The 22,819-nt window shown below is 53.6% G+C and carries 26 protein-coding genes and 1 tRNA gene; 21 read left to right on the top strand and 6 right to left on the bottom strand.

The genetic code is table 11. The annotated features are described in order from the left end of the window. The first annotated feature begins 43 nt into the window (after window positions 1-43). Window positions 44-117, top strand: a tRNA-Met gene (locus SH573x_RS18025). A 573-nt stretch (window positions 118-690) separates the two neighbouring features. Further along, window positions 691-1,239 (top strand): RNA polymerase sigma factor, encoded by a 549-nt coding sequence (locus tag SH573x_RS18020; protein ID WP_479349074.1) that lies wholly within the window; start codon window positions 691-693, stop codon window positions 1,237-1,239. A 186-nt stretch (window positions 1,240-1,425) separates the two neighbouring features. On the opposite strand, the gene SH573x_RS18015 is transcribed toward SH573x_RS18020, so the two are convergent. From SH573x_RS18015 to SH573x_RS18000, 4 genes are all read right to left on the bottom strand, one after another. After that, window positions 1,426-1,713, bottom strand: coding sequence for a hypothetical protein (locus tag SH573x_RS18015; protein ID WP_479349073.1), 288 nt, complete (start codon window positions 1,711-1,713; stop codon window positions 1,426-1,428). Window positions 1,714-1,910: 197 nt separating this feature from the next. Next, a complete protein-coding gene (locus SH573x_RS18010) occupies window positions 1,911-2,222 on the bottom strand; it encodes a hypothetical protein (protein WP_479349072.1) in 312 nt (103 codons plus the stop codon). Between the two features lie 292 nt (window positions 2,223-2,514). Further along, window positions 2,515-2,967, bottom strand: coding sequence for a JAB domain-containing protein (locus SH573x_RS18005; protein WP_479349071.1), 453 nt, complete (start codon window positions 2,965-2,967; stop codon window positions 2,515-2,517). A 521-nt stretch (window positions 2,968-3,488) separates the two neighbouring features. Next, window positions 3,489-4,436 carry a GP88 family protein gene (locus SH573x_RS18000; RefSeq protein ID WP_479349069.1) on the bottom strand — a complete coding sequence of 316 codons (948 nt, stop codon included), beginning with the start codon at window positions 4,434-4,436 and terminating at the stop codon, window positions 3,489-3,491. A 1,465-nt stretch (window positions 4,437-5,901) separates the two neighbouring features. Between SH573x_RS18000 and SH573x_RS17995 the strand changes: the two genes are divergently transcribed. Further along, window positions 5,902-6,153, top strand: a complete 252-nt coding sequence (locus SH573x_RS17995) for a hypothetical protein (RefSeq protein ID WP_479349067.1) — start codon at window positions 5,902-5,904, stop codon at window positions 6,151-6,153. 125 nt (window positions 6,154-6,278) lie between these two features. Here SH573x_RS17995 and SH573x_RS17990 read toward each other — a convergent pair whose 3' ends face one another. Continuing rightward, window positions 6,279-6,566 carry a hypothetical protein gene (locus SH573x_RS17990; protein ID WP_479349066.1) on the bottom strand — a complete coding sequence of 96 codons (288 nt, stop codon included), beginning with the start codon at window positions 6,564-6,566 and terminating at the stop codon, window positions 6,279-6,281. A gap of 54 nt (window positions 6,567-6,620) precedes the next feature. Between SH573x_RS17990 and SH573x_RS17985 the strand changes: the two genes are divergently transcribed. Beyond that, window positions 6,621-7,289 (top strand): recombinase family protein, encoded by a 669-nt coding sequence (locus tag SH573x_RS17985; RefSeq protein WP_479349064.1) that lies wholly within the window; start codon window positions 6,621-6,623, stop codon window positions 7,287-7,289. Here the strand turns inward: SH573x_RS17985 and SH573x_RS17980 are convergent, their stop codons facing one another. Next, window positions 7,290-7,652, bottom strand: a complete 363-nt coding sequence (locus SH573x_RS17980; protein ID WP_479349062.1) for a hypothetical protein — start codon at window positions 7,650-7,652, stop codon at window positions 7,290-7,292. A 196-nt stretch (window positions 7,653-7,848) separates the two neighbouring features. Here SH573x_RS17980 and SH573x_RS17975 point away from each other — a divergent pair, with 196 nt between their 5' ends. From SH573x_RS17975 to SH573x_RS17895, 17 genes are all read left to right on the top strand, one after another. Next, window positions 7,849-8,394: a hypothetical protein gene (locus SH573x_RS17975; protein ID WP_479349061.1), complete on the top strand. Its 546-nt coding sequence runs from the start codon at window positions 7,849-7,851 to the stop codon at window positions 8,392-8,394. A 33-nt stretch (window positions 8,395-8,427) separates the two neighbouring features. Next, the gene (locus tag SH573x_RS17970; RefSeq protein WP_479349060.1) at window positions 8,428-8,631 is read left to right on the top strand and encodes a hypothetical protein; all 204 of its coding nucleotides are present in this window, start codon (window positions 8,428-8,430) and stop codon (window positions 8,629-8,631) included. Window positions 8,632-8,727: 96 nt separating this feature from the next. Beyond that, window positions 8,728-9,597 carry a hypothetical protein gene (locus SH573x_RS17965; protein ID WP_479349059.1) on the top strand — a complete coding sequence of 290 codons (870 nt, stop codon included), beginning with the start codon at window positions 8,728-8,730 and terminating at the stop codon, window positions 9,595-9,597. Between the two features lie 6 nt (window positions 9,598-9,603). Further along, complete coding sequence (locus SH573x_RS17960) at window positions 9,604-10,584, top strand: hypothetical protein (protein ID WP_479349058.1); 981 nt, start codon at window positions 9,604-9,606, stop codon at window positions 10,582-10,584. A gap of 86 nt (window positions 10,585-10,670) precedes the next feature. Beyond that, window positions 10,671-11,081, top strand: coding sequence for a thioredoxin family protein (locus SH573x_RS17955; RefSeq protein WP_479349057.1), 411 nt, complete (start codon window positions 10,671-10,673; stop codon window positions 11,079-11,081). Between the two features lie 4 nt (window positions 11,082-11,085). Then, window positions 11,086-11,526 (top strand): hypothetical protein, encoded by a 441-nt coding sequence (locus tag SH573x_RS17950; protein ID WP_479349056.1) that lies wholly within the window; start codon window positions 11,086-11,088, stop codon window positions 11,524-11,526. Then, window positions 11,490-13,157 (top strand): phage terminase large subunit family protein, encoded by a 1,668-nt coding sequence (locus tag SH573x_RS17945; RefSeq protein WP_479349055.1) that lies wholly within the window; start codon window positions 11,490-11,492, stop codon window positions 13,155-13,157. The genes SH573x_RS17950 and SH573x_RS17945 overlap by 37 nt, the downstream gene beginning before the upstream one ends. A gap of 58 nt (window positions 13,158-13,215) precedes the next feature. After that, complete coding sequence (locus tag SH573x_RS17940; protein ID WP_479349054.1) at window positions 13,216-14,961, top strand: hypothetical protein; 1,746 nt, start codon at window positions 13,216-13,218, stop codon at window positions 14,959-14,961. Next, window positions 14,958-15,263 (top strand): hypothetical protein, encoded by a 306-nt coding sequence (locus SH573x_RS17935; protein ID WP_479349052.1) that lies wholly within the window; start codon window positions 14,958-14,960, stop codon window positions 15,261-15,263. Before SH573x_RS17940 ends, SH573x_RS17935 begins: the two co-directional genes overlap by 4 nt. Before the next feature lie 70 nt (window positions 15,264-15,333). After that, entirely contained in the window at window positions 15,334-15,774 is a 441-nt protein-coding gene (locus SH573x_RS17930) for an Ig-like domain-containing protein (RefSeq protein WP_479349050.1), read from the top strand. 2 nt (window positions 15,775-15,776) lie between these two features. After that, window positions 15,777-16,385 (top strand): hypothetical protein, encoded by a 609-nt coding sequence (locus tag SH573x_RS17925; RefSeq protein ID WP_479349049.1) that lies wholly within the window; start codon window positions 15,777-15,779, stop codon window positions 16,383-16,385. Between the two features lie 5 nt (window positions 16,386-16,390). Next, complete coding sequence (locus SH573x_RS17920; protein ID WP_479349048.1) at window positions 16,391-19,093, top strand: RHS repeat domain-containing protein; 2,703 nt, start codon at window positions 16,391-16,393, stop codon at window positions 19,091-19,093. Window positions 19,094-19,100: 7 nt separating this feature from the next. Beyond that, entirely contained in the window at window positions 19,101-19,616 is a 516-nt protein-coding gene (locus tag SH573x_RS17915) for a hypothetical protein (RefSeq protein ID WP_479349047.1), read from the top strand. Window positions 19,617-19,712: 96 nt separating this feature from the next. After that, window positions 19,713-20,516, top strand: a complete 804-nt coding sequence (locus tag SH573x_RS17910; RefSeq protein WP_479349046.1) for a hypothetical protein — start codon at window positions 19,713-19,715, stop codon at window positions 20,514-20,516. An 87-nt stretch (window positions 20,517-20,603) separates the two neighbouring features. Beyond that, window positions 20,604-22,034, top strand: coding sequence for a major capsid protein (locus SH573x_RS17905; protein WP_479349045.1), 1,431 nt, complete (start codon window positions 20,604-20,606; stop codon window positions 22,032-22,034). 76 nt (window positions 22,035-22,110) lie between these two features. Continuing rightward, window positions 22,111-22,344 (top strand): hypothetical protein, encoded by a 234-nt coding sequence (locus SH573x_RS17900; RefSeq protein ID WP_479349044.1) that lies wholly within the window; start codon window positions 22,111-22,113, stop codon window positions 22,342-22,344. Between the two features lie 4 nt (window positions 22,345-22,348). Continuing rightward, complete coding sequence (locus SH573x_RS17895; protein WP_479349043.1) at window positions 22,349-22,819, top strand: hypothetical protein; 471 nt, start codon at window positions 22,349-22,351, stop codon at window positions 22,817-22,819.

The following is a 22,819-nucleotide window of genomic DNA, read 5'->3' as shown; positions in this document are numbered from 1 at the left end:
GGTTGCCAAAGCCCGACTGATCCCGTAAAAAAGTGGAACTCTTGGCGGAGTAGCTCAGTTGGTTAGAGCAGCGGAATCATAATCCGCGTGTCGGGGGTTCGAATCCCTCCTCCGCTATTCCCTTGTTTTTCTTGGGTCAATCACACTTCTCGACCCATCGATTTGCTGCGGGATTTTCGGGCGCGTTGTACAGTTATTGTCCAGTTCACTGTACAACACTTGAATTTTTCTTGATGAGATCGCAGCATCAGCACTAGCGTGATAACGTGTACCCAGGGGTTCGCACTTCGCCGTTAGGTACGGAAACCGAAAAATATCCGCTGGAACTTTTACCCATTATGTGGCATTGTTCGACGGCTAGCAAACCACTCGCAGTTAGGGAGACTGTAGCAACAGGGGTTCGGAATAACTTGGAAAAGCTGGCAGATTCTTAAGCCACTTTCTAATCGACCGGTGGTTAGCGTGTGAGAACGAAGTCCGTTCTCAGCTGATCGCAAGGAATGCGAATCATCTTTTGCGACACTTCGTGAACTGACCAAACTTGTCATTCACCAATGTCAAACTTCCCATGGCAGTTTGGCGAACATGGGGGGTATTGGCTGTTTGGTCAGCACCATTCGGATCAACTGCCATGCAGGCGCGCTTACAGCATGAACGTGACTAGCTAACAGGCAGGGCCGGAACATAAACATGCATGAGGACAAGATGCAATCTCAATTAAGCTGGGAAGAGATCGCCCAGCATTATACGCCCCACATTCGCGCTGCAGTCCAGAAGCGAGCAGGGTACATCGGCGCTTACGTGGATGACGTAGTTCAGGATGTGCTCATTCGACTGAATGTCCTTAGAGAGCGCGGAAAGCTTCCAACTAACCTGGATGAGATTAACTGGCTAGTCAGGAAGATCACCAACGCGACCGTGGACAACACGATTAGGAAAATGGGTAGATTGTCAAAGATCGGTAAGACAACTGTCGACGGGAACATCGATCCTGCCTCAGAAGACGAAATGCAAGACCTGGACCAAACTCGTCCAATGATGGAGGTGCTTAACGAATTGGTTGAACAACTACCAGATGACCTTAGAGAAATCGTCCAACTTCGTCTTCAAGGGTTAACAATGCTACAGATTGCTGAACGGCTGGGAATCACTAAGAACTGCGTTAACAAGCGAGTACGCAGGGCTCACGAGCTAATGAGGGCTGCAAACAGCCGTGGAGAAACAAAGACCTGTGCGTAAATGAGCGCCTGTTAGGTTATTTAAGATTGTGTTACCACCTAGATCATTCTGGCAAGATTATACAGATAGAAATGAACGACCCTTGATCCAAATTACTGGACCGAGGGCATTTCGTTTTCTGTAGCAGTTTGTGACGCTGCTAGGCACTGTTAGGAATCAAATTTCCGTAGCCGTTTTTCGAGCATCTTAGGCGTCGTCGACCTGGGGGTCTTCGCGCCGGTCCAGCAGGTCGGCAAATTCGCGACAATCGTCACGCATGGCCGTCAGCCGCTTAATCGTTAGATCCGTTTCAAGCAGGCCAACCTGCATCTTCCGCGAAACCGGATCAATCAGATTACACAGCAACATGCACATATTCTGCATAAGCTGCACAATCCGTTCGGATTGTTCGTCATCGATAATTTGGGCTCCTATCGTGTTGCGTGTTGCGTCATCGACTACACTCAAATCTACACCCGATTCTTTTGGAGTCAAACAAGAATCGTAAAGAATTCTCCGCAGCTACATCGCCGCAGTTGACATCGCCGCAGTGACATCGCCGCAGTTGACATCGGCCGCAGTGCTCCGCAGGTTGAACGGCCGCAGCTGTCGACGTGTGAAACGACAATCGGCAGAACGGCCGCAGGGCTCCGCAGCTGTCCAGCCGCAGCTGACATCGGCCGCAGCTGTGGTTATCGAACGGCCGCAGGTTGCACTAGTGGAAACGTGTGAGTTGCATTTTCGTCATAACCGTAACGGACGAACTCAAAAGGCGCACCCAGCGCATTCGAATCAATCGTTTGGATTGCATAGGAGCGCGCGAAATGGTGCGCTGCAGTCGTTCCAATCCTCTTACGCCCCCCAGGCAGGACATCCGGCATAACCGGTGCAAACCCGCCTTTGTTCAACCACTCGAACAATGTTTCCATTGCATCGAAGAAATCATCATTGTCGTTTGTAGCGATTGCATCGAATATGCGCGTTAAAACGGCTTGTGTGTCCATGGTGTAGTCTTTCCCTTGCGTGTTGCGTGTTGCTGTGATCGAACGGCCGCAGGTTGAACGGCCGCAGGTTGAACGGCCGCAGGTTGAACGGCCGCAGGTTGAACGGCCGCACACACGATTCTTTTGGAGATAAACAAGAATCGAAAGAATCGGCCGCAGTTATCCGGTCCGCACGGCTCCGGCCGCAGCTGTGATCGAACGGCCGTAGCTGTCGACGTTGAACGAACGGCCGCAGGGCTCCGGCTGCAAGCTGAACGGCCGTAGGTTGAACGGCCGGAGCTGCGACGATAGCCTAATTGCGAGGGTTCGAATTCATGCTGCAATATTCGCCATCCTCATTCACAATGATACTATCGTGAACGGCAATCCCTAGCATCTTGCTTGCTTGCGTCATGCTATCAAACATAGCCCAGTCCTCGCGCGAGGGGGTAAGGTTCCCGCTAGGGTGGTTGTGCGCAATTATCATGCCAGCTGCGTTTGCTACGATTGCAGGGCGAAATACTTCCCTAGGGTGCACTAGCGATGCATCGAGAGTACCCTGCGTAACCGGCACAACCCCGATGACCGTCATCTTCGTGTTTACCAGGACAACCACGACTTGCTCGCTAGGAGAGTCTTTCAGCAATTCCGATACAACCGCGCCAGCCCGCGCCGAACTATTGGCTAGTGGTTGCGTTTTGATAGTGCCTTCGCGAACTAGGGCGCACTTGTAAACAGGTGTAACTTGAAAGCTAACTGACATCATTCTTTCCCTTGCGTGTTGCGTTTTGCGTGTTGCGTGTCGCTGTGGTCGACGTGTTGCGTCATCGACTACACTCAAATCTACACTAGATTCTTTTGTGGTCAAACAAGAATCTTGAAGAATACGGAAAGAATTCTACCGGCCGCAGCAGACATCGGCCGTAGCCCTGCGGCCGCAGCTGTGATCGAAAGCACGGGCGCAGGGCTCCGTAGCTGTCGACGTTGAACGGCCGCAGCTGTGATCGAACGGCCGCAGTGCTCCGCAGCTGTGATCGAACGTACGGCCGCAGCTGTCGACGTGTTGAACGGCCGAAGGTTGAACGGCCGCAAGGTTCAACGGCCGCAAGGTTGAACGGCCGCAAGGTTAAACGGCCGCAAGGTTCCGCGCCGTCACAACCGGCGTGGACAGCATAGCTGACATAACACGCCGCACCCCACCATGATGCATCCCATAATTCCACCAAGCATCACAAGGCTCACAATCAGCTCGGGGGATGCAATCGCTATAATCCGCATTGCAGTCCCCTAGCTGTGGAAGCCTATGCCGATTGTAACTAGAAAATCGTGCTGTCCGCAGGCATGCTTGCCACCCGGTAGGCAAGAACCGCACTGACCGGGACAACTGAAAACTCTGGCACTACCGGCATATTCGCGCGTCGCTGTCCGAACGGCCGCATGGTAGTCTTTATCGGCAAATCGGGCAAAACCCTTCGCACACGATACAGCTGCTCCAACCGCTACAAACTCCCCGCGCGTCACAGCCAGGTCTTTCATGCGACCCTTCAAATCGGCATCATCGGCATACTTGCTACCACTGCTCAAATTGAGCACGTAATTGCTAGGGAACGGCAAACCCTGTTTTCCCCACTTATCGAACAATTCCCAACTCTTGGAATAGCCGTAAGTGACTACCTCCGGCCGCTTCTTCAGCAAACCCATCCAAAACGCTAGAACCGTCATATCCCGAAAATCGCCGTCGACGTAGAGTCGAAACGTAATGGTATCATGCCCTTTATTCATTGGAATCGCCATAAACGCTACAGCTATCACAGAGCGTTTGAACTTCATTAGCAGAGTATTCTGCAATTGACGCATAAACGCGCCGACGTGTCGCCAGCAAGTAAAGCTATAGCAAAATTTGAGACATTCACCAGCGCCGGGGCAGGTAAATTCGGGCAATTCGCTATAACAGTAAAATGGCAACTTTACGTTACCCTTGGCAAATATCTTAAAGGCCGCACGACCGGCACGAAGTGCTTTCGCCAACATCCGGAAGTTATTCACCCATTTGATACCAGCGAGCGCACCTGTTTTTTCGGTACGGTCGTTACGTTCGGTAATAATCGCGAGTAGGGCATCGGCCTCACGTTCGATACGATCGGCAGCTTCGGCAAGACTGTTGCATGCCATACAATCGGCACAAAGCTTGCGAGCGCGTTGCTTGTCAAAAGCGGGAAGATAGTTCGTTGCCATTGTCTTTCCGTTGCGTGTTGCGTGTTGCTGTGGTCGACGTGTTGCGTCATCGACTACACTCAAATCTACTCCAGATTCTTTTGTAGGCAAACAAGAATCGGAAAGAATCTGTGAAGGATTCTACCGGCCGCAGACATCGGCCGCAGACATCGGCCGCAGACATCGGCCGCAGACATCGGCCGCAGACATCGGCCGCAGACATCGGCCGCAGACATCGGCCGCAGACATCGGCCGCAGACATCGGCCGCAGACATCGGCCGCAGACATCGGCCGCAGACATCGGCCGCAGACATCGGCCGCAGCTGTCCGGCCGCAGCTGTCCGGCCGCAGCTGTCCGATCGCAGTTGTGATCGAATCGTAGGGGTGATAACGCCCCCTTGGGTATTACCGCGATAACCACTGCAGCCCTTACCAGTGCTCCGCGCTCGCGCACACGGTTAGAACAGCGCCCTCCGCAGGATGCTTACGACCCGCAACACCCTACACAGCAACGGGTTACGACGATTGTAGTGATCGTGCGGGTTGTGACACGCAACACGCTATGAATCGAGGCAGGTGGATATCGCCTACATTGCAGATAGCTAATGGTGTAGCTCTCCGCAGGGCTCCGGCCGCAGCTGTCGCGCACTCTTGACGGACAACAAGATTGTAACGTAGCGATTGTTTCGATTGTCCAGGCATGCTAGCGTGTCGCGTGTGACGATCACGCAGGTTGTGTCGATGGTAGGGGGAGGGTCAATTCAACCGTCAAAGGCGGCACGTCCCGTCCAACCCCACCCGGTGCTCCTCTGTCTCGCGTGACACGCGAAAAATCGGGACTCCCGCGACGATCTTCAAGGGCCCTCACCGAGATCGCCCTGGCGAGGCGATTGAAATCCAGGGCTCGAAATTTTAAAGGCCGGGCGAAACTGCTCATTTCATGCGACAGTTTTCAGAGTGACAGCCGCCGCACGGCGCGCTTCACTAGCGTGTCGCGTGTATTTACAAGGGTCCCAACATCGAAACCCGCTTTCGAAATCCACCCTTCAGCGGGTCTTTAGTACAATCAGGTGGTGCTGACAACCCATAGGGTCTTTATGAGGGTGGAGGTTCTTCGCTCGATTTCCCACCCCATTAGCAGGGCGAGTATGTGCTTTTCCCAGGGAAAGTGCAGCCTAATGAATAACTGATCTCCTACTTTCTTATATAGGAGAACTTCTTGTAGTTGTGTTTTCTTATCTCTATAGCGCAATGTAACTTCCAGATTACTACTTAATGACCTGAAAGGTCATGGTGATAGCACTGTTTTCCCTTGAAAAACAAGGAAAAGTGTGACCAACCTGCGACTGAGTGCCAGGTGTCGGGAGGGAAGATAATCATTTTCCGGCCGATTTTTGCGGAATTCCAGGCCACTTCCTCGTCGAGCGGTGGTTGTAGGGCAGCAACACGCGACAGACGACCTGACACCTACCCTGGAGACCAACCGATGAGCAACGATCTGGAACGACGAGCTGAGCAGCTGAAGGGCATCGCGCGAGAGATGGATGAGCTGGCCAGGATCGAGCAGTGCGACACTGACGACCTCCGCATGGTCTTCGTCGACAGCTACGGCGACTTCAACGAGATCGAGCTGACGGATGAGGACGACAAGGAACTGATTGCCCTGTTCAAGAAAGTGATCGCCCGGCAGAAGAAAGCCACACTGGCACGAGTAACACCGATGCTCGATGCCATCTAAGAAAGCGGGGCATGCAGAAGACGCAACATCAACTGCATGCCCCTATGCGATACCGATACCGGGGATGGGAAAGACAGCGAGAGTTGAACATTGCAACACGCAACACACGCTGAGACACCTACCGGTCAGGGGTGATCGCCATGCAAAACATCTTCGTCAATTTCGGGTCCACCGTCCATGTCACAAATTGCACCGGTCATGTGATCCCAGCCACACAGCTCTTCCATCAGAGCATCTACGTCGCCCTTGGCAAATCCTAACCACGCAGCGAACTGAGCGATGTTGTCCCAGGCCAGGGTGAAGGGAACCGTCTCTCCGGATCGAGTGACAAGTTCGAAGTCGGCGGGCAAGGACGGGTCCTTTGCCGGTCGAACTTGTCGTATGTATTTCAATCCAGAAGAATTCTTTAACATTTCTTTTGACTTATAGGCAGGGGGGATTATGTTTTAAGTTAGGAGATCAAATCAATGAGAATCAAAATCGTTGCTTACTACCGTGTATCGACTGACAAGCAAGGTCGCAGTGGACTGGGGCTCGAAGCCCAGCGCGCACACGTAGCAAATCTCGTGCATGCTCGCGGATACGACGTAGTCGCTGAGTTTATTGAGGTTGAATCCGGACGCAAGACGGATCGCGAAGAATTAGGCAAAGCACTCGCGCTATGCAAGTCGAATGGGCACACGCTAGTGGTTGCAAAGCTTGATCGCCTTGCTCGCAACGTGCTATTCACCGCACAGATCATGGAATCAGGCATCGAATTCATCGCTTGCGATATGCCAACAGCCAATCGACTGACCATCCACATCCTCGCAGCTGTTGCTGAAGAGGAAGCACGCTTGATCAGCCAACGTACCAAAGATGCTCTCGCTGCCGCCAAGGCCCGAGGGGTGCTGCTGGGTTCAGCACGTCCTGGGCACTGGGAGGGCAGAGAGCATCTGCGAGGGCGAGGCAAGAAGGTTGTGCATACGATATCGGATACACTGCTTGCACAGATGAAGCAACTGCGTAATGCGGGCAACACTTTCGAACAAATTTCGGACATCATCAACTCACAAGGACACGTAACGCCGGGCGGCAAGTCATGGAGCAAGAGTCTGGTTCATCGCATGCTGAGTAAGGAACCGACCCTAGCGTAGTTACTTCTTCGATGGCTTGGCGACTGTCTTCTCAGTCACCTTGCCCATGGCCTGGGCGATTGCATCTTTCTTCTTCCTCGCAATGATCGAGCGCGCTTCACCGATGGTGACGCCATGCTCGTCTGCGTAAGCTTGTGCTTCAGCCCAAGCCTTCTTTGGTCCACTGCCTTGTGGCTTATCTGGCCGCTTTTTGCCTTGCGATGCTGGCTCTATACCGGGCGGCGCGGAGCTGCTGGTCCCCAAAGTGGCATGAACCTCCTGTGGCGACCGGGCATCGGCCAGTCCGGCATGCACGGCTTCGAGCAGTTCTTCCAGGGTATCGCACGTCACCGGAATACCCCTGAGACTGAATTGGTAGGGCATTGTAGTCACTCCAAGTATGAGTTTGGGGGCAATTTCGCCCTGGAACTAGGCAAATTATACACCGATATCGTCGCGTAGAAGTAGATTTCTTGTCTTTTTCTTCGGAATTCTTATAGAACGTGACCAAAAACTAGTGGTTTTGCTCTCTTAGATGGGTAGCGGACACCTTCGTCCGCACAGACCACGAGAGCGAACCATGCCAAGCAACGAACTAGTTCCAGCCGATGACCCAAACCGATGTTCCGGCATCACTCCAGCCGGTCAATGCACATCGCGATCTCTGCCGGGAACTGACAAGTGCGAGGCTCATGGTGGGGGACGAGCGTCCAAATCTTACCAGCGGCGACAGTATCTGATCAGCGAAGCGCGTACTGACCATCGGGTATCTAACCTAGCAAACCACGATGCGATCTACAGTCTGCGCGAAGAGATTGCGATTACTCGACTTCTGATCGAGAAGCAACTCGAAAAGCTTGATGCCGAATCGATGCTCGTCGTCCCCGCCTTGGTCAACCTCTTCACGATCTTGGAGAAGTTGGTCAAGACTTCGTCAGCTGTTGAAGTGAGACTTGGCAACATGCTCAGCAAGGACACGCTGATAAGAGTTGCTTCACAGATCATCGAGATCATCAACGAAGAGTTGAAAGACCTTGGTGACTATGAAGAGCGAGTTGATCGCATCACACAACGAATAATTTCGGAAGTCAGTGCTTCGAAGGATACCAACGAAGAGTCGACCTAGATAAACCCGTACACGAAAGTGATCACAAACACCATGAAGAACTTCCTTTCAAGCAACTGGCCGCACATCATCCTCAACGCCTTAGTGTTGATCGCTGGCACCGGCACCTACCTGATGAACCACGAAGTCGTCGCGCAGAATCCCGACGTAGTCGCTGGCATCGGTGGTCTCGTCACCGGCATCAACGTCGTCTTGTCAATGTTCGGAAAGCAGGTAAAGGCACCTGCCGCCAAGTAAACCGCACCGCACCAACCATCGCACAACAAGAGACCCAGCAGCGTGCTCCATGCTCCTAGCTGGGTCTCTTGTCTTGTCGGAGCCAAGCAAAGCACCATGAAAACGTTCGCATCAGTTATCTCGGGGGCGATGATCGCTGTCGTCGCAATCTCCATCTTCTCAGCAGCAACGGTTTACCAACGGACGGCAGTCGCGCATCAAAGCCATGAAGGCATCGAAAGCAACTCTGCGACCGTGGTGGCACCATTACCAGTCGTTATTGCATCACCAGTCGCCAAAGAACCCGCAACGCCTGACAAGCCGAAAGACCAATCGACAGCCGCACTACTCATCGCTGCACCTGAACGTGCAGACGTTGGTGTGTTTCTTGAAATCGATGCATCGGCCAGCGTAGCAACCAACTTTCGATGGATCGTTGCACCCGGTGGTGACAACGTATCGCGAGTGATCGAGGGTGGCAAGAAACTGCTCATTGCATGCAGTAAGCCTTGCACGCAGACGATCACAGTTGCCTGTTCATTAGAGAACGGCACCATCGATATGAAGCAGTTCACCATCGACTTCACACTACCTGGGCAGAAAGCAATCGCCAAGGTTGATCCAGCACACCCAGCTCCCGCACCGGTCAAGCCAGCAGGCTCACCGCTCGCAACAGCAATCATCAACGCTATCACGCAAGTCGCTTCACCCAACAAAGAACTGGAGCGAGTCGCCCTAGCTGGCAACTTTAACTCCGTCGCTTCCATGATTTCAGCTGGAGTCGTTAAGACTCCCGAAGATGCACTCACTGCAACTGCAAACCTCAATCGCGAAGCATTGGGAACGAATCAGCCGTTCTGGTCACCGTTCACTGAAACGGTGAGAGTCGAACTGAATCGAATGGCCGAATCTGGCAAGCTGAAAGACATCAAACAACACGAGATCGTGTGGCGAGAGATTGCCATCGCCCTCAAAGCATCGGAATGACCCAACATGCTAAACCGCCGCAGTTTCGTCGCAGCCGCAGCAGCCCTATCACTGTCTGCGGTTGAATTTAGACGTGCTCTCGCATCAGATCGAGTGATTGACGGTGGTTGGGTACAAGTCCAAGGCGCTCAAGAGAAGTTCATCGCAGGCCACTACAAACCGCTCGTGTCAGATCACGACGTGGACATCCGTGGTGATGGCGATGGAAAGATCGTCCGACTTTGGAAAGCATGGGAGACTGTTGCAGGGCATGAATTCGAACCGCACTTCCAAGAGATCGGTGACTGTGGATCACAGGCCACTGCTCTGGGCATCGAACACGTCAACGCTGTTCAAGTCCTACGGGACAAGCCGGAAGAATGGTGCGGTAAGCAAAGCACGGAAGTCCCTTACATACTCAGCCGAGTAGAAGTTGCTGGTGGTGTACTAGGCAATCGAGACGGCACCAGTATTTCTTGGGTTGCAGCAGCACTTGAGAAGTACGGCTCGCTACCTCGCGGTAAGTACCCCAACTTCGATGTCACCAATTATCGACCAGATCTTGCAAAGACGCTCTCGCGCCGTGGTCAAGGTTTGCCCGAGCACATTGAAAAGCTTGCCATCAAGCACAAGCTGAAAGCCGTGTTGATTGACAAGGGCTGGAAGCAAGCATGCGACGTTGTCGCAAACGGTTACCCAGTCATCGTTGGCTCGAACGTTGGTTACAACGAACGACTCGACAGCGATGGATTCCTAACCGCAGATCGTATCTGGAATCACGCCATGCTCCTATGTGCGATTGACACGAAGAGTCGTCGACATGGTGGCTGCCTCGCGAACTCGTGGGGACTGGAATGGCTGTATGGACCCAAACACAAATTCGGATGCATCCCCGGTGGATTCTGGTCCGACGCACGTAACATTCATCGTGCTCTCATGCAAGGCGACTCCTACGCCCTCATCGAGTACGAAGGCATCAAGAAACGAAACCTGGACTACCTGCTATGAACCTGCTGAAGTTAATCCTTGCCGGTCTCGCACTGATGACAATGGGCTGCACGGACGCATGCAAAGCGTACTGTGCGAGCCCGCAAGTGTTGACCGGCATCGTAGTGCCCCACCCACAGATCGAAGTGGATGGGCACGAAATGGACGACTACATCGTCGTCTTCTCCGCAACGTGGTGCCAACCCTGTAAGGCACTCAAGCCGGAAATCGAAGCACTCCGCAAGGAAGGCATTCTGATCTACGTCGTTGACGTGGACAAAGACAAATCCGGTTCGCAACAGCGAATGGGAGTCACAAGCTTGCCAACCATTATCGTGATGTCCGGTGGTCAAGAGCGAAATCGAATGACGGGTGCTCGCACTCGCGATCAGCTCCGCGCGGCATACAACACCAACGTCATCAATCCCGACAGTGGGAATGACGATGGTGCGAAGCCCGACGACAACGACCCAGGCATCGAACTACCCAAACCCGCTAAAGATTACAAGGTGATCTAACACGATGCCACGAGCAATCGAAATCACAACGCCAACGTATCAGCTTCCACCTGTCGGTTACGACGTACTCGAAGTGGAGCTGCCCGATGTTGGCACGTCTCGCAGTGAAGCAGGCATGGTCACCGAAGTCGAAGTACCGGCCAGTGGTGTCGGCATTCGCTTTCTGACCAGTGGTGGTGCTGAAATGCACGAATCGCTGTTCGTCACGACCAAGCAAGTCGAGCCAGCCAAGGTTGAGAAACCATCGATCCTCGACCCGTCCAAGCCGTTCATGGCACCCGCTCCAACTCTGCCAGCGACAACTCCTGAACCTCTTCCGTTACCACCAGCCCCAGCCAAACCGGCCAATGGCGAATCCATTGATGTCAGCGACACTGCTGACGCCACTGTCACCAAGAAAGCTAAACTATGTCTGACCTTGCATCCGTCTTCGCCAATCAAGTAGCTGACGGATTGCAGGGGAAGTCACTTCTATCTTGCTCCAGGTGGTCTGCCCGTCGACGTGTGATGGGCAGTCCATTCCCTGGCCCTTACTCTTGGAAGTACCATCCATGGGTGAAGGAGATTCTTGACAGCAAGGCACCTTTCAACGTCACACTCAAGTCAGCCCAGGCTGGCTTCACCGAAGTTGGGATCAATCGAGCGTTCTACACACTCGACGTTGGTAAACGCGATGTCCTCTACGTTCTCCCAACTGCATTGAATGCGACTGACTTCTCCAAAGCACGCTTTGGTGGAGCACTCGAGTCATCACCGTACATCAAGAACCTCTTCACAGCAACGAACACCGTTGGGCTCAAGCAAGCTGGTGCTCAGTGCTTGTACATCCGTGGATCGCGCGGAGGCAGCAACCTAAAGTCGGTTCCTGCATCGGTCCTGATCCTTGACGAATACGACGAAATGTCGATGGAAGCTGTTGCTCTCGCTCTCGAACGATTGAGCGGTCAGCTCCACAAAGAGGTTTGGTTCATTTCAACACCGACGATTCCACAGTTCGGTGTGCATAAAGAATTCCTGCTGTCCACTCAAGAACACTTCACGTTCCAGTGCCCAGCATGCTCGAAACGCACTGAACTAGTTTGGCCAGATTGCATCGGAATCGTTGGTGAAGGTGTCAACGACATCCGCACCAAAGAGTCATACCTGAAGTGCAAAGAGTGCAAGAACAAGCTGCACCAACAAGACAAGCCAAAATTCCTATCAACCGGCAAGTGGGAAGCAACCAACACCAACGGCGACCCTGATCGACGTGGGTTCCACATTAGCCAGCTGTATTCATTCACAGTGAATCCAAGCGAGATAGTGGTTGCTCACTTCAAAGGCTATGGCGACGAGTATGCCGCAGCTGAATTCAACCGCTCGAAGCTTGGCTTACCGTTCATCGGTGAGGGAGCCCAAGTCACTGAGGATCAGATCGAGAAGGCACTTCGCGGACACACGACGAAGGACCCAAGACCGAACCGTGGTGGTCGATTGATCACGATGGGTGCTGACCAAGGTAAGACTGGCTACTACGTCGTTGTTGAATGGTTCTTAACTGGTCGACCGGGCAAAGACATCAACGGAAACGCACACGGCAGACTGCTGGACTACGGACGCTTTGACCAAAACGGCAGTGGCTTCAAGCGACTTGAAGAGCTGATGGTTGAATGGCAAGTCCTTGGCAACGTGTGTGATGCTGATCCGGAGATCGGTGATGCTCGACGCTTTGCTAAGAAGTTCCGCAAGTACGTTTGGCTATGCCGCTATCGAAAGGGTGTGACTGGTAACGAAATCTCGATCAGCGATGAAGAGACCGGAGCCCCGATGGCAACGGTCGACCGAACATTCTGGTTGAGCATGGCACTCGGTCGCTTCCGCACGAACCGCATTGAGCTACCTCGCGACATCAACGAAGAGTTTAAAAGTCACGTTCGCAACTTGGTTCAAACCTACGCCAAAGACGAGCTGGGCAACCCGTACTCTACCTATGTATCCACCGGTCCCGATCACTACGGGCACGCGCTGACCTATGCCGAGATCGCACTGAGTCTCGCACCGTCAATGAACCAAGCTGGTTCGATCTCCGGAATCTAACAACACACCCGCCACACTTCTCGAGTGCATCCTTGGCGGGTTTCCTCTTGGAACAACCATGGCAGACCAAAAGAAAATTAGTTCGATCAAGCATCCGTTCTACTTAGCTGCCGAACAAGATTGGGTTCGCTGGCGAGACTGCTACAAAGGCGGGAATGATTTTCTGAACCGATACTTGAAACAGTTCAGCAAGCGTGAAGATCAAGACGACTTCAACGCTCGTCGTGACATGACCCCAATCCCGTCACACGCGAAAGCAGCCATCAACAACATCCGGAGCAGCATCTTCCAACGCATGGCTAACGTCACTCGAACCGGTGGCTCATCTGCATTCCAGACAGCTGTCAAGGGTGAAGGCAATGGCGTTGACAACCGTGGTAGTTCGATGACATCGTTCATCGGTCAATCGCTGCTCGAAGACTTGCTGGTCATAGGCCGAGTTGGTGTTTACATCGACGCACCGCAAGTACAAGCTCGCACGCTGCTGAATGCTGGTGGCTTCAAACCTTACTTGTACCCGTTCGCACCCGAAGACATCCTCAGTTGGAAACGTTCCCACCCTGAAGACCCTTCGGCATTCGACTCAGTGTTGCTTCGCGAGACATGCGTTGACTACGACCCGACGTACAACATGCCCTGCGGCACTGCACAACGTTATCGCTACGTGTTCATCAACCCTGAAACTGGACGTGTAAACGTTCAGCTGTTCGACAAGGATAGTAATGAAGCAGGTTTGCCAGTCGAGCTGGAGCTGACCAAGATTCCGTTCGTCATGATGGACCTTGGTGACTCGCTCATGCGAGACATCTGCAACCACCAGATCGCATTGCTCAACCTTTGGTCATCGAACGTCGCATACGGTGTTCAAGGTTCGTTCCCGATCTACACCGAACAACGTGACACGCGAGCTGGTGGCACTCACTTGCACAAGGTTGCAAGCGATGGATCAGCGATGGCCGGTGGACAAGGTGCGACGGACGAAAAGATCGAAGTGGGCTCGATGAAGGGTCGCTACTACGACTTGGAAGCCGAGCGTCCTGACTTCATCAATCCATCAAGCGACCCACTCAATGCCAATTTGGGATTGTGCGAAGCGCTGAAGGATGAAGTTCGGCAGCTGGTCAACTTGGCAGTCACCAACCTTGCCACCCAGGCGAGCGCGGAGAGCAAAGTGATGGACAACCAAGGCTTGGAAGCCGGGCTGTCATTCATTGGCCTGGTGCTCGAATCCGGCGAGCGTCAGATCGCTGCCCACTGGGCAGCCTACGAGTCGACCAAAGAGTCCGAGCAACGGGTGGCTGTGATCAAGTACCCAGAACGTTGGTCCCTCCAATCGAACGAACAGAAGATCGAGGAAGCCGGGCAGTTCCATGAGCTGGCCAAGTCCATCCCAGGTCAGACGGTCAAGAAGGAAGCTTGCAAACTGGTAGTAAGTTCACTGCTGGGTCCAAAGCTACCTCAATCTGTAATCGAAAAGATTCACGGCGAGATCGATGCGTCACCGTACACAACGAGCGACCCAAAGATCATCGAAATGGCCAAAGAGCAGGGTCTGGTGGGCGACAAGACAGGCTCCCTGGCACTCGGATTCAACGAGGACGAATTCGAACAGGCACAGAAGGATCACGTTGCCCGTTTGAAGCGAATTGCTGCCACGCAGACGCCTCCAGGCGAAGCATCTGGCGTCAGAGACCTATCCGGCAATCCGGACGCAGCAGCGAGGGCACAGAAGGCTTCCTCGCGAGATACGACAACCAAGGCATCAACCAAAGTACCTGTAAGGGGTGAAGGCAAGAAACTATGAATGTTGAGAAAGATACAACTCTGAACCCGGTTCGATCCGGACACAAGGTAGTCGGCACAGCCAAGACCAAGATCACAGCCGAAACGACATCGTTCGTCAAAGGTGTGGTCATCCTGGCTGACAGCGACAACTCCGCGTCGGTCTACGTCGGTGGGGCTAACGTGACGGCCGATTCGGCTGAGACCAGTGGCGGGTTCCCGCTCGAAGCTGGCAAGTCGCTATCGCTCCAAGTCGAAGACTTATCCAAGGTTTTCGCAGTCTCGACGGCTGCGGACCAGGGTGTCGCGTGGATCGCTGTTTAATTTGTCGGATTTCTTGGTTTTCGTGACCAAAAAATGCGATTTTGCTCTCTTATACTGGTAGGCGACTTTCATGTCTGACCCCTTCGTCATTGGACCCGGCAACAGCCGTGGTATCGACACCGGTCGCGGGGTCGCCTACTTCTCTGGGGATGGCGAATTGATCGCTGTCCCTGACTTCACTTTCGTCCAGCCCGGCCAATCTATCGAGGTTCCCGTTCTCCAAAATGACCTGGGCGACTCGCTTAGTGTCATCAATGCCGTCCTCAACAACGCACCGGGCGGGTCGGTCTCTTTTACCGGCACGACGGTAACCTTCGACGCGCTAAGAGACTTCGATTCGCTTCAACCGGGCGACTACATCGAAGTCGTCATCACGTACACCATCCAAGACTCGAACAACAAGACGGCCAACGGCTCGATCTACGTTCGAGTTGAAGTTCCGCCCCTGCTATGGATCGATGAAGACAACGCAGTCATCACCGACCAAGACGATGCATCGCTTGAAAGCTAACCATGGGCACAATCAACACGCTGCCAGTGACAACTCGAAAGACTTCCGAGTTTCCACAGACAAGCGACTTGGTTGGGCAGATCATCATCTGGCCGGGCTCCGGTAGCCTTCAACGCATCGAGACTGGCGACGTAGCTGATCAGCTGCTGACGCTCGCTCAATCAACTATCGAATCAATCACGGCTGACAAGTTGATCGCTGTTGGCGACAACTTCTTTCAGCTGATTAGTTCCGATGCCGCTCGCGCCGTCTCTGCTGACGAAGGTGTGAGTGCGTTCATCAACAACAAAGGATCGCACAACTTAACAGTTGGAGCATCGACGCTACTCCCCGGCGAGTCCGCCTTTGTCCTCTTCAATGGCGTTGATCACGAAGTAGTGAAGCTGGCAGCGAGTGGTGGTGGGACCAACTTCCTCACCGTGTCGCAGACAGACCTCGAAGACTCCGATGCATATTACTACGGTGGCTTGAACGCTGAAGGTAACTGGCAGATCAACAAGTATCTGCGAAGCAACCTCGCGACCAAGACAACCGCAAACCAAATCAACAACAGTGGCGTCAGTTACTTGTCAACAGCTTGGGCTGGAAGGACATCGCTGACGTATGGGTAGCAGCGATGGCCGTTTCGTGGGACAACACAAGTAAGACAGCAGTCGTGACAGGCGGGTCGGAAGTATCACCGAACGCATTCTCGGATATTATCGCTGCTGTGTTCGCTGGTGGTGGCTCAGCCAATATGGGCATCGTAGGTGCCACGATGGCATTCATCAACATGCGAATCGTCATCAATGGTGGCGTCCTCGCACTGTACCCGTTTCAAGATGCTTACTGCGACAGCTGCCCTATTGAATACTCAGGCAGTGGTGCAACACTCGTCCTGTACTATTGCTCGAAGCTGACCTTCGCAGGCACTTCGAGATACACCACGTCGCCCAACGATATGTTGTTGAGTGACGCAAGCCACAAGTTTAAGACGATCTGGTCCCCAACACTTGGCGTCAACAAGCCAATCATGTCAATCACTTCCAGTTCAGCCGTTACCTTCCTTGGTAACCGACTCAACGGAGTGACACAGCTGCCGAGCGCAGGTCAGTTTGAAATCAGTGGTCTCCAAATCTACTTGCCATCGACTGCGAAGGTCAACTTTGCAACAACGGCAACTTCGCCAGTGCTCGACGACATTGAGATCATCGACTTTGGTGGTGTGGGTGGTGAGATCGGGGTTCACAAACACACGTTTAATCGGCTGCAAGTTCGGGACGTGAACACGTTCAAGTCGATTGGCTGGAATGGTTCAACGAGCGTTGGACCAACATTCAACAATACACTGTTCTACCTAGGGTCGTCGAAGCGACTCAACTTTGGAGCGACCGCACCGTCGACTCCATGCACCTACAGCTTTGTCAATACGACGAATTGGACTAACTGGAACGGTAAGCTCTACAACGCAACCGACGCTGTCAAGATCATCTACACAGCTGCCTTAACGTTTTACGACGAGACTAATGCCCTCATCAATGGCGTGAATGTTCAGCTGCGAAGTAGTGCTGGTGGCACAGTCAACTTGGTTTCATCCAGTGGCGTTGCCGCAGGCAACATGACATCTGTTGATGCAGTAGCATCGAGCGGCAACGCTAGCGTTGAGACAACGCCAACCCAAATTACATGGACGGCAGACTACCATCCGTATTTGAATTGTGAAGCGTCCAAGAGTCGACTGTTCACATCGTCCAATCTGATTCTTGGCGGCGCAGGGTACTCAACTTATTCGATTGTGTCGACACCATCCCACACGTTGGTGAGCGAGGCAACTGCGGGTGCATACACTGGAATCACGGTCAACCACGGCACGCAAACGATCACTGTAACGACCGCTCACAGCCTGCGAGAAATCTTTGCGTACTGCAAGTACAACATTCGGCTCACAGCCAACATGCAGTATGCAGACTTCATTCGCACCTACGACGGTAAAGGGTTCGAGTGTGACTACAACGTTGTCATCGACGGTGTGGCACTGACTGGCGAAGGCTGGTTGAACATCACCGGTACAAAGACGCTGTCGGCCGTCAACAGTGGTGGTGTTGGAAGCAACTTCATCAGTGATTTGAACGGCACAACTGGTCCGACACTCGGATCACCGATCACGATCACCGACATCCAGACGGCACTCACCAACCAAGGTTACACGACAACTCGTGCTGCCAAGTTGGACAACCTGGATGCAACGATCAGCTCTCGCCAAAGCGAAACATCCGCAGCATCGCGTCACACGACGAATGTTGCCGAACACGATGCAACGCAAGCTACGCTCGCTGCCCTGCCGTCTGCAAGTACCATCGGCCAAGCCGTTTGGGACACAGCACTGACGAGCAGCGTAACAGCTGGCACGTTTGGCATCCACATCAAAACCAATCTCGATGCAACGATCAGCTCTCGCGAGAGTGAGACTTCCGCTGCAACACGAGCAACAACCGATCAAGCAGAGCATAACGCAACGCAAGCTGCCCTGGCTGCGATTGACATCCAAACCGATGTCCTGGCTGCACTGACGACAAGAGGCTTGACCTCTGGCCGCGCGGACAACCTTGACAACCTGGATGCAACGATCACCAGCCGTGAAGCTGAGACGGCCGCAGCAACCCGACACACTGCCAGCATCGCTGAACACGATGCAACGCAGGCAGCCATCGCTGGCCTAAGTGTTACGGTTGACGAAGCAGCCATCGCAACATCAGTTTGGTCCGCACTGACAACTGACACCTACCCGGCCGATTCCTTCGGCTTGATGGTAGTAACCAACTTGGACGCAACTGTAAGTTCTCGCGAAAGTGAACTGGCTGCGGACGCACGAGCGACCGCTAACCAAACCGAACACGACGAGACACAGCTGGCAATCGCAGGGCTCGACTTCGAACCCGACGTGCTCGCTTCCCTGGACAACCAAGGCTACACGACCGCACGAGCTGGCAAGCTTGACTACTTGGATGCAACTGTCTCCAGCCGTGAAGCTGAGACGGACGCAGCCACACGCGCGACAGCAGGTCAAACATCGCACACTGCAACGCAAGCAGCAATCGCTGCCATCGACGTGGTGACGGATGCAAAGACAGCTCTCACTGAGCAGGGCTATACGACCGGACGCGCTGACAAGCTTGGCAACCTGGACAACCTAACCGCTGTGCCACCGACAGCAACTGAGATCACTGACGAGCTGCTTGATGCAGTTCTGACAGGACACGATGACGCTGACTCGGTTGGTGAAGCATTCCGAATCGCTCGCGACCAATCAACGATTGGAGCTAACAACACGCAACAGTGAGACAACGATGATCACCAATAGCAGCTACGGCACACTGATTGAAGCACAGGATTACTTTGCGAATCGGTTGCACGAAACTGCATGGTCCGCTGCCTCCGTTGATGACAGACGCAAGTCGCTGATCGCAGCAACGCGAATCATCGACACGCTCAACTTCAAAGGAATCAAAGCATCGGTCTGTCAGCTGTGGGCAGTCAACCCTGACCCAATAGTTGCAGACGTGCATGCTGCTGAGTTGTCTCAACCAACTCAGTTTCCTCGTGGCACAGACACTGTTGTGCCCGAGTCCATCAAGGTCGCATGTTACGAGATCGCTTATGCGTTGCTCGATGGCATCGATCCACAGATGGAGATCGAAGCCCTGGGCATTAGCTCACAAGGGCTCGAATCTGTTCGAACGACTTACTCTCGAAATCAGAAACCAATCGATCACATCATCAACGGTGTGCCCAGCTATCCCGCATGGCGACTGCTGTTGCCGTTCTTGCGTGATGACCGGTCGGTGACTTTGCTTCGCACTTAACTTTACTCTGGCATCGTTGCCGGAGGGATAGAACATGAGACCAGTCAGACCCCAATGTCTGGTCGCTTTCACTTTGGGGGTTGTAGGAAATCTCGCATGAAACGCTTTCAGCTTCTGGCTCTCGCTTCGGTAGCATCACTGGTTTGTTTCGACAACGAAGGTGGTGGCACCGGCGACGGTTCAGGTGATGGTGGCAATGGTGGCGGCACAGGTGCAGGCGCAGGCACTGGTGCTGCTAAGACGTTCACTCAAGAAGACGTGAACAAGTTCTTGGCGGAAGACAAGCGTAAGCACAAAGCTCAAATGGAAAAGCTTGAAGGGCAGCTCGCTCAGTTCAGCCAGAACACATCGTTGTCAGAGCAAGAACGCAACGAACTGAATGCATCGCTCGAAGACGTTCGCAAGCAACTGCGAACCAAAGAGCAGCAGGCAGCACTGGACAAGCAAACGATTGAAACGCAGTACAAATCGAAACTCACCGAAGCCGAGAAGAAGGCTCAAGAGTGGGAAACGAAGTACACGAGCGAAACGATCAGCCGCGCGATCCAAGACGCTGCAATCGCTGGTGACGCATTCAGCCCAGGCCAGATCACTTTGATCCTCCGTGACAAAACCAAAATGGTCAACGGAGCCCCGATGGTCGACTTCCAAGACGTTCACGCTGAGACCGGGCAACCGATCATCACTCAGATGACACCCGCCGATGCTGTGAAGCGAATGCGAGACCTTCCCGATGTTTACGGCAACTTATTCAAATCCTACATCGCAAGTGGGATTGGTGGGACGAGCAAAGCTGATGGTATCGGCGCTGGCGGAAAGGTCGACGTTTCGAAGTTGACGCCTGCTCAGTACCGCAAGCTACGCGCCGAGAACCCTGAAGCCCTGTTCGGCTCGCGCTAACGTTTGTCGCAACGTTGTGACAGACACCAAACAACAATAGACACCCTGGCAGAGTGCTGGGGTGTTCACCTTTCGTGAAAGACCAAGATGAAATTCCAATTGCTTTCTCTGTTCGCTTCCGCAGCCGTGACCGTTTGCTACGCCAACGACAACGATGCCTTCATTCCCGAAATGTGGGCACAAGAATCTTTGATGATTCTCGAAGAGTCGATGGTTATGTGCAACTTGGTCCACCGTGACTTCGAGAACCAAGTCCAACAGTTCGGTGACGTGGTCAACACCCGTCGTCCTAGCAAGTTCCGCTCGCAGCGTAAGACTGACGCTGACGACGTGACCGCTCAAGACGCGCGTAGCACCAACGTTCAGGTTCCGTTGAACCAGCACCACTACAACACGTTCGTCATCAAAGACGGCGAAGCCAGCAAGTCCTTCCAAGAGCTGGTTGCCATCTACCTGAAGCCTGCCATCCAGGCTGTTGGTCGTGGTGTTGACCGCTCGGTTATCGGTCAGGTTCACCAGTTCCTCAACACGCCTGCAAGCCGTGTTGGTGGCTTGAACACGCTGACTCCTTCGAACGCTCGCGATTACATCGTGACCGCTCGCGAGAAGCTGAACATGGCCAACGTTCCTGAAGACGATCCTCGCTACTTGGTGGTTGCTCCAACCGCTGAAAGCTCGTTCCTGAAGACCGACCTGTTCGTCAAGGCCAACGAATCCGGCAGCACCAACGCTTTGCGTCGTGCTCAGCTGGGCAGCCTATACAACTTCGACATCTACGCAGCCCGCAACACTCCGGCCATCACCGACGGTGTGACCGACGTTGCAAGCGGCACCGTTACCGGCGCGATCGCAGCTGGTTCCGCAGTTGGCAGCAAGGCTGTAACTGTGACCGGACACGCCACCGAAGTTGGCGAATGGGCAGTCATCGCTGGCAACGACCAGCCTCAGTACGTTACTGCAGCCACCGTTGGCTCCGGCGACACGACCGCTGTGACGCTGAACGAAGTTCACAAGTACAACTCGTCCGCTGGTGCAGTGATCAAGCTGTACGGCACGGTGACCGCTGACGGTGCATACGCACTGGGTTACAGCAAGGAAATCGTCGTTGACGGTTGGACCAACGCTCCACAAGCTGGTGCGATGATCGCTACCGGCACTGGTGGCAGCCGCAAGATTTACACCGTGATCGAAAGCTACTTGGTGAGCGCTGGCAAGCAAGCACTGTTGCTGGATCGCCCACTGGAAGCAGCGATTGCGGACAACGACAAGTTGTTCCCTGGACCAAGTGGTTCGTTCAACTTGGCATTCCATCGCAACGCCCTGGCATTCGTCAACCGTCCGTTGGCACTGCCTAACCGTGGTCTGGGTGTGATGAGCGCCTTGGCCAGCTACAACGGCTTGAGCATCCGTGTCTGTATGCAATACGACAGCAAGGCTCAAGGAACGCGCGTGACCGCTGACTTGCTGAGCGGTGTCGCTCTGCTTGACGCCAACATGGCAACCCTGTTCCTGGGCTAATTCCGAAAACGGCTATGCCCGAATAGCCTCTGACAAACAAAGGACCTCCCCGGCAAAACACCGGGGAGGTTTTCTCATGAATGAGATTCTCTACTTCACGCAGGCATTCGGTCCCGTACTCGGTCTCATTCTCTACATGCTGCACAAGCAGATCACAGAGATCATCCACCGAAGGGCAGATGCTGCGACTGCTGAATCATTGACTCGCATTGAGGAAAGCCTTGAGCGTGTTGAAGACGCAGTAGTTCCCAAGACCCCTGAACCAGTAACCGAGGGGCAACCCGATGTCGCAGGTCAACCGCATACATAACCAAATGATTCGTTCGGTCATCTACCAACTGGGAAGACAGTACGGTGGTGGACCGATTGACGTGTACACGATGGGTGGATCAACCGTCGACCTGGAGACAGGCCAGAAGGTAACCGCCAAGAGCATGACACAAATCCAACGAGTGGTCATCTTGCCCGCTAAGGCAGAACGAACATTCGTTCAATCAATCTCGAAGATTTCAGCTGACAAGCAGTTCGTCTACGGTGGCACATACGACAAGACACGTCGCATGTTTCTCGTCGACAGACGACACGCCCCCGACCTCAATCTCACGCTGGATGACTGGCTTGTCTACAACGGTCACAAGTACGAGATTCAAGTCTTCGACGAATTCGAGTTTGGTTCTCTGTGGGTGATTGTTGCAACACAAGTCCTCGGTGACCGGCCAGAGCAAATCATCCTCGCTAACGCTGACGACATCATTGAAGTTGGTGACGGCACAACCGAAGAGTAA

This window comes from Rania fehmarnensis, assembly GCF_056494185.1.
The sequence above is the reverse complement of the archived record's forward strand: the minus strand, read 5'-3'. Positions and strand labels throughout refer to the sequence as shown.

What these genes read in the sequence shown, in the direction of transcription:
- SH573x_RS18020 (WP_479349074.1), top strand. Translation starts at nt 691, where the DNA reads ATGCATGAGGACAAGATGCAATCTCAATTAAGCTGGGAAGAGATCGCC.
- SH573x_RS18010 (WP_479349072.1), bottom strand. Translation starts at nt 2,222, where the DNA reads ATGGACACACAAGCCGTTTTAACGCGCATATTCGATGCAATCGCTACA.
- SH573x_RS18005 (WP_479349071.1), bottom strand. Translation starts at nt 2,967, where the DNA reads ATGATGTCAGTTAGCTTTCAAGTTACACCTGTTTACAAGTGCGCCCTA.
- SH573x_RS18000 (WP_479349069.1), bottom strand. Translation starts at nt 4,436, where the DNA reads ATGGCAACGAACTATCTTCCCGCTTTTGACAAGCAACGCGCTCGCAAG.
- SH573x_RS17995 (WP_479349067.1), top strand. Translation starts at nt 5,902, where the DNA reads ATGAGCAACGATCTGGAACGACGAGCTGAGCAGCTGAAGGGCATCGCG.
- SH573x_RS17990 (WP_479349066.1), bottom strand. Translation starts at nt 6,566, where the DNA reads ATGTTAAAGAATTCTTCTGGATTGAAATACATACGACAAGTTCGACCG.
- SH573x_RS17985 (WP_479349064.1), top strand. Translation starts at nt 6,621, where the DNA reads ATGAGAATCAAAATCGTTGCTTACTACCGTGTATCGACTGACAAGCAA.
- SH573x_RS17980 (WP_479349062.1), bottom strand. Translation starts at nt 7,652, where the DNA reads ATGCCCTACCAATTCAGTCTCAGGGGTATTCCGGTGACGTGCGATACC.
- SH573x_RS17975 (WP_479349061.1), top strand. Translation starts at nt 7,849, where the DNA reads ATGCCAAGCAACGAACTAGTTCCAGCCGATGACCCAAACCGATGTTCC.
- SH573x_RS17970 (WP_479349060.1), top strand. Translation starts at nt 8,428, where the DNA reads ATGAAGAACTTCCTTTCAAGCAACTGGCCGCACATCATCCTCAACGCC.
- SH573x_RS17965 (WP_479349059.1), top strand. Translation starts at nt 8,728, where the DNA reads ATGAAAACGTTCGCATCAGTTATCTCGGGGGCGATGATCGCTGTCGTC.
- SH573x_RS17960 (WP_479349058.1), top strand. Translation starts at nt 9,604, where the DNA reads ATGCTAAACCGCCGCAGTTTCGTCGCAGCCGCAGCAGCCCTATCACTG.
- SH573x_RS17950 (WP_479349056.1), top strand. Translation starts at nt 11,086, where the DNA reads ATGCCACGAGCAATCGAAATCACAACGCCAACGTATCAGCTTCCACCT.
- SH573x_RS17945 (WP_479349055.1), top strand. Translation starts at nt 11,490, where the DNA reads ATGTCTGACCTTGCATCCGTCTTCGCCAATCAAGTAGCTGACGGATTG.
- SH573x_RS17940 (WP_479349054.1), top strand. Translation starts at nt 13,216, where the DNA reads ATGGCAGACCAAAAGAAAATTAGTTCGATCAAGCATCCGTTCTACTTA.
- SH573x_RS17935 (WP_479349052.1), top strand. Translation starts at nt 14,958, where the DNA reads ATGAATGTTGAGAAAGATACAACTCTGAACCCGGTTCGATCCGGACAC.
- SH573x_RS17930 (WP_479349050.1), top strand. Translation starts at nt 15,334, where the DNA reads ATGTCTGACCCCTTCGTCATTGGACCCGGCAACAGCCGTGGTATCGAC.
- SH573x_RS17925 (WP_479349049.1), top strand. Translation starts at nt 15,777, where the DNA reads ATGGGCACAATCAACACGCTGCCAGTGACAACTCGAAAGACTTCCGAG.
- SH573x_RS17920 (WP_479349048.1), top strand. Translation starts at nt 16,391, where the DNA reads ATGGCCGTTTCGTGGGACAACACAAGTAAGACAGCAGTCGTGACAGGC.
- SH573x_RS17915 (WP_479349047.1), top strand. Translation starts at nt 19,101, where the DNA reads ATGATCACCAATAGCAGCTACGGCACACTGATTGAAGCACAGGATTAC.
- SH573x_RS17910 (WP_479349046.1), top strand. Translation starts at nt 19,713, where the DNA reads ATGAAACGCTTTCAGCTTCTGGCTCTCGCTTCGGTAGCATCACTGGTT.
- SH573x_RS17905 (WP_479349045.1), top strand. Translation starts at nt 20,604, where the DNA reads ATGAAATTCCAATTGCTTTCTCTGTTCGCTTCCGCAGCCGTGACCGTT.
- SH573x_RS17900 (WP_479349044.1), top strand. Translation starts at nt 22,111, where the DNA reads ATGAATGAGATTCTCTACTTCACGCAGGCATTCGGTCCCGTACTCGGT.
- SH573x_RS17895 (WP_479349043.1), top strand. Translation starts at nt 22,349, where the DNA reads ATGATTCGTTCGGTCATCTACCAACTGGGAAGACAGTACGGTGGTGGA.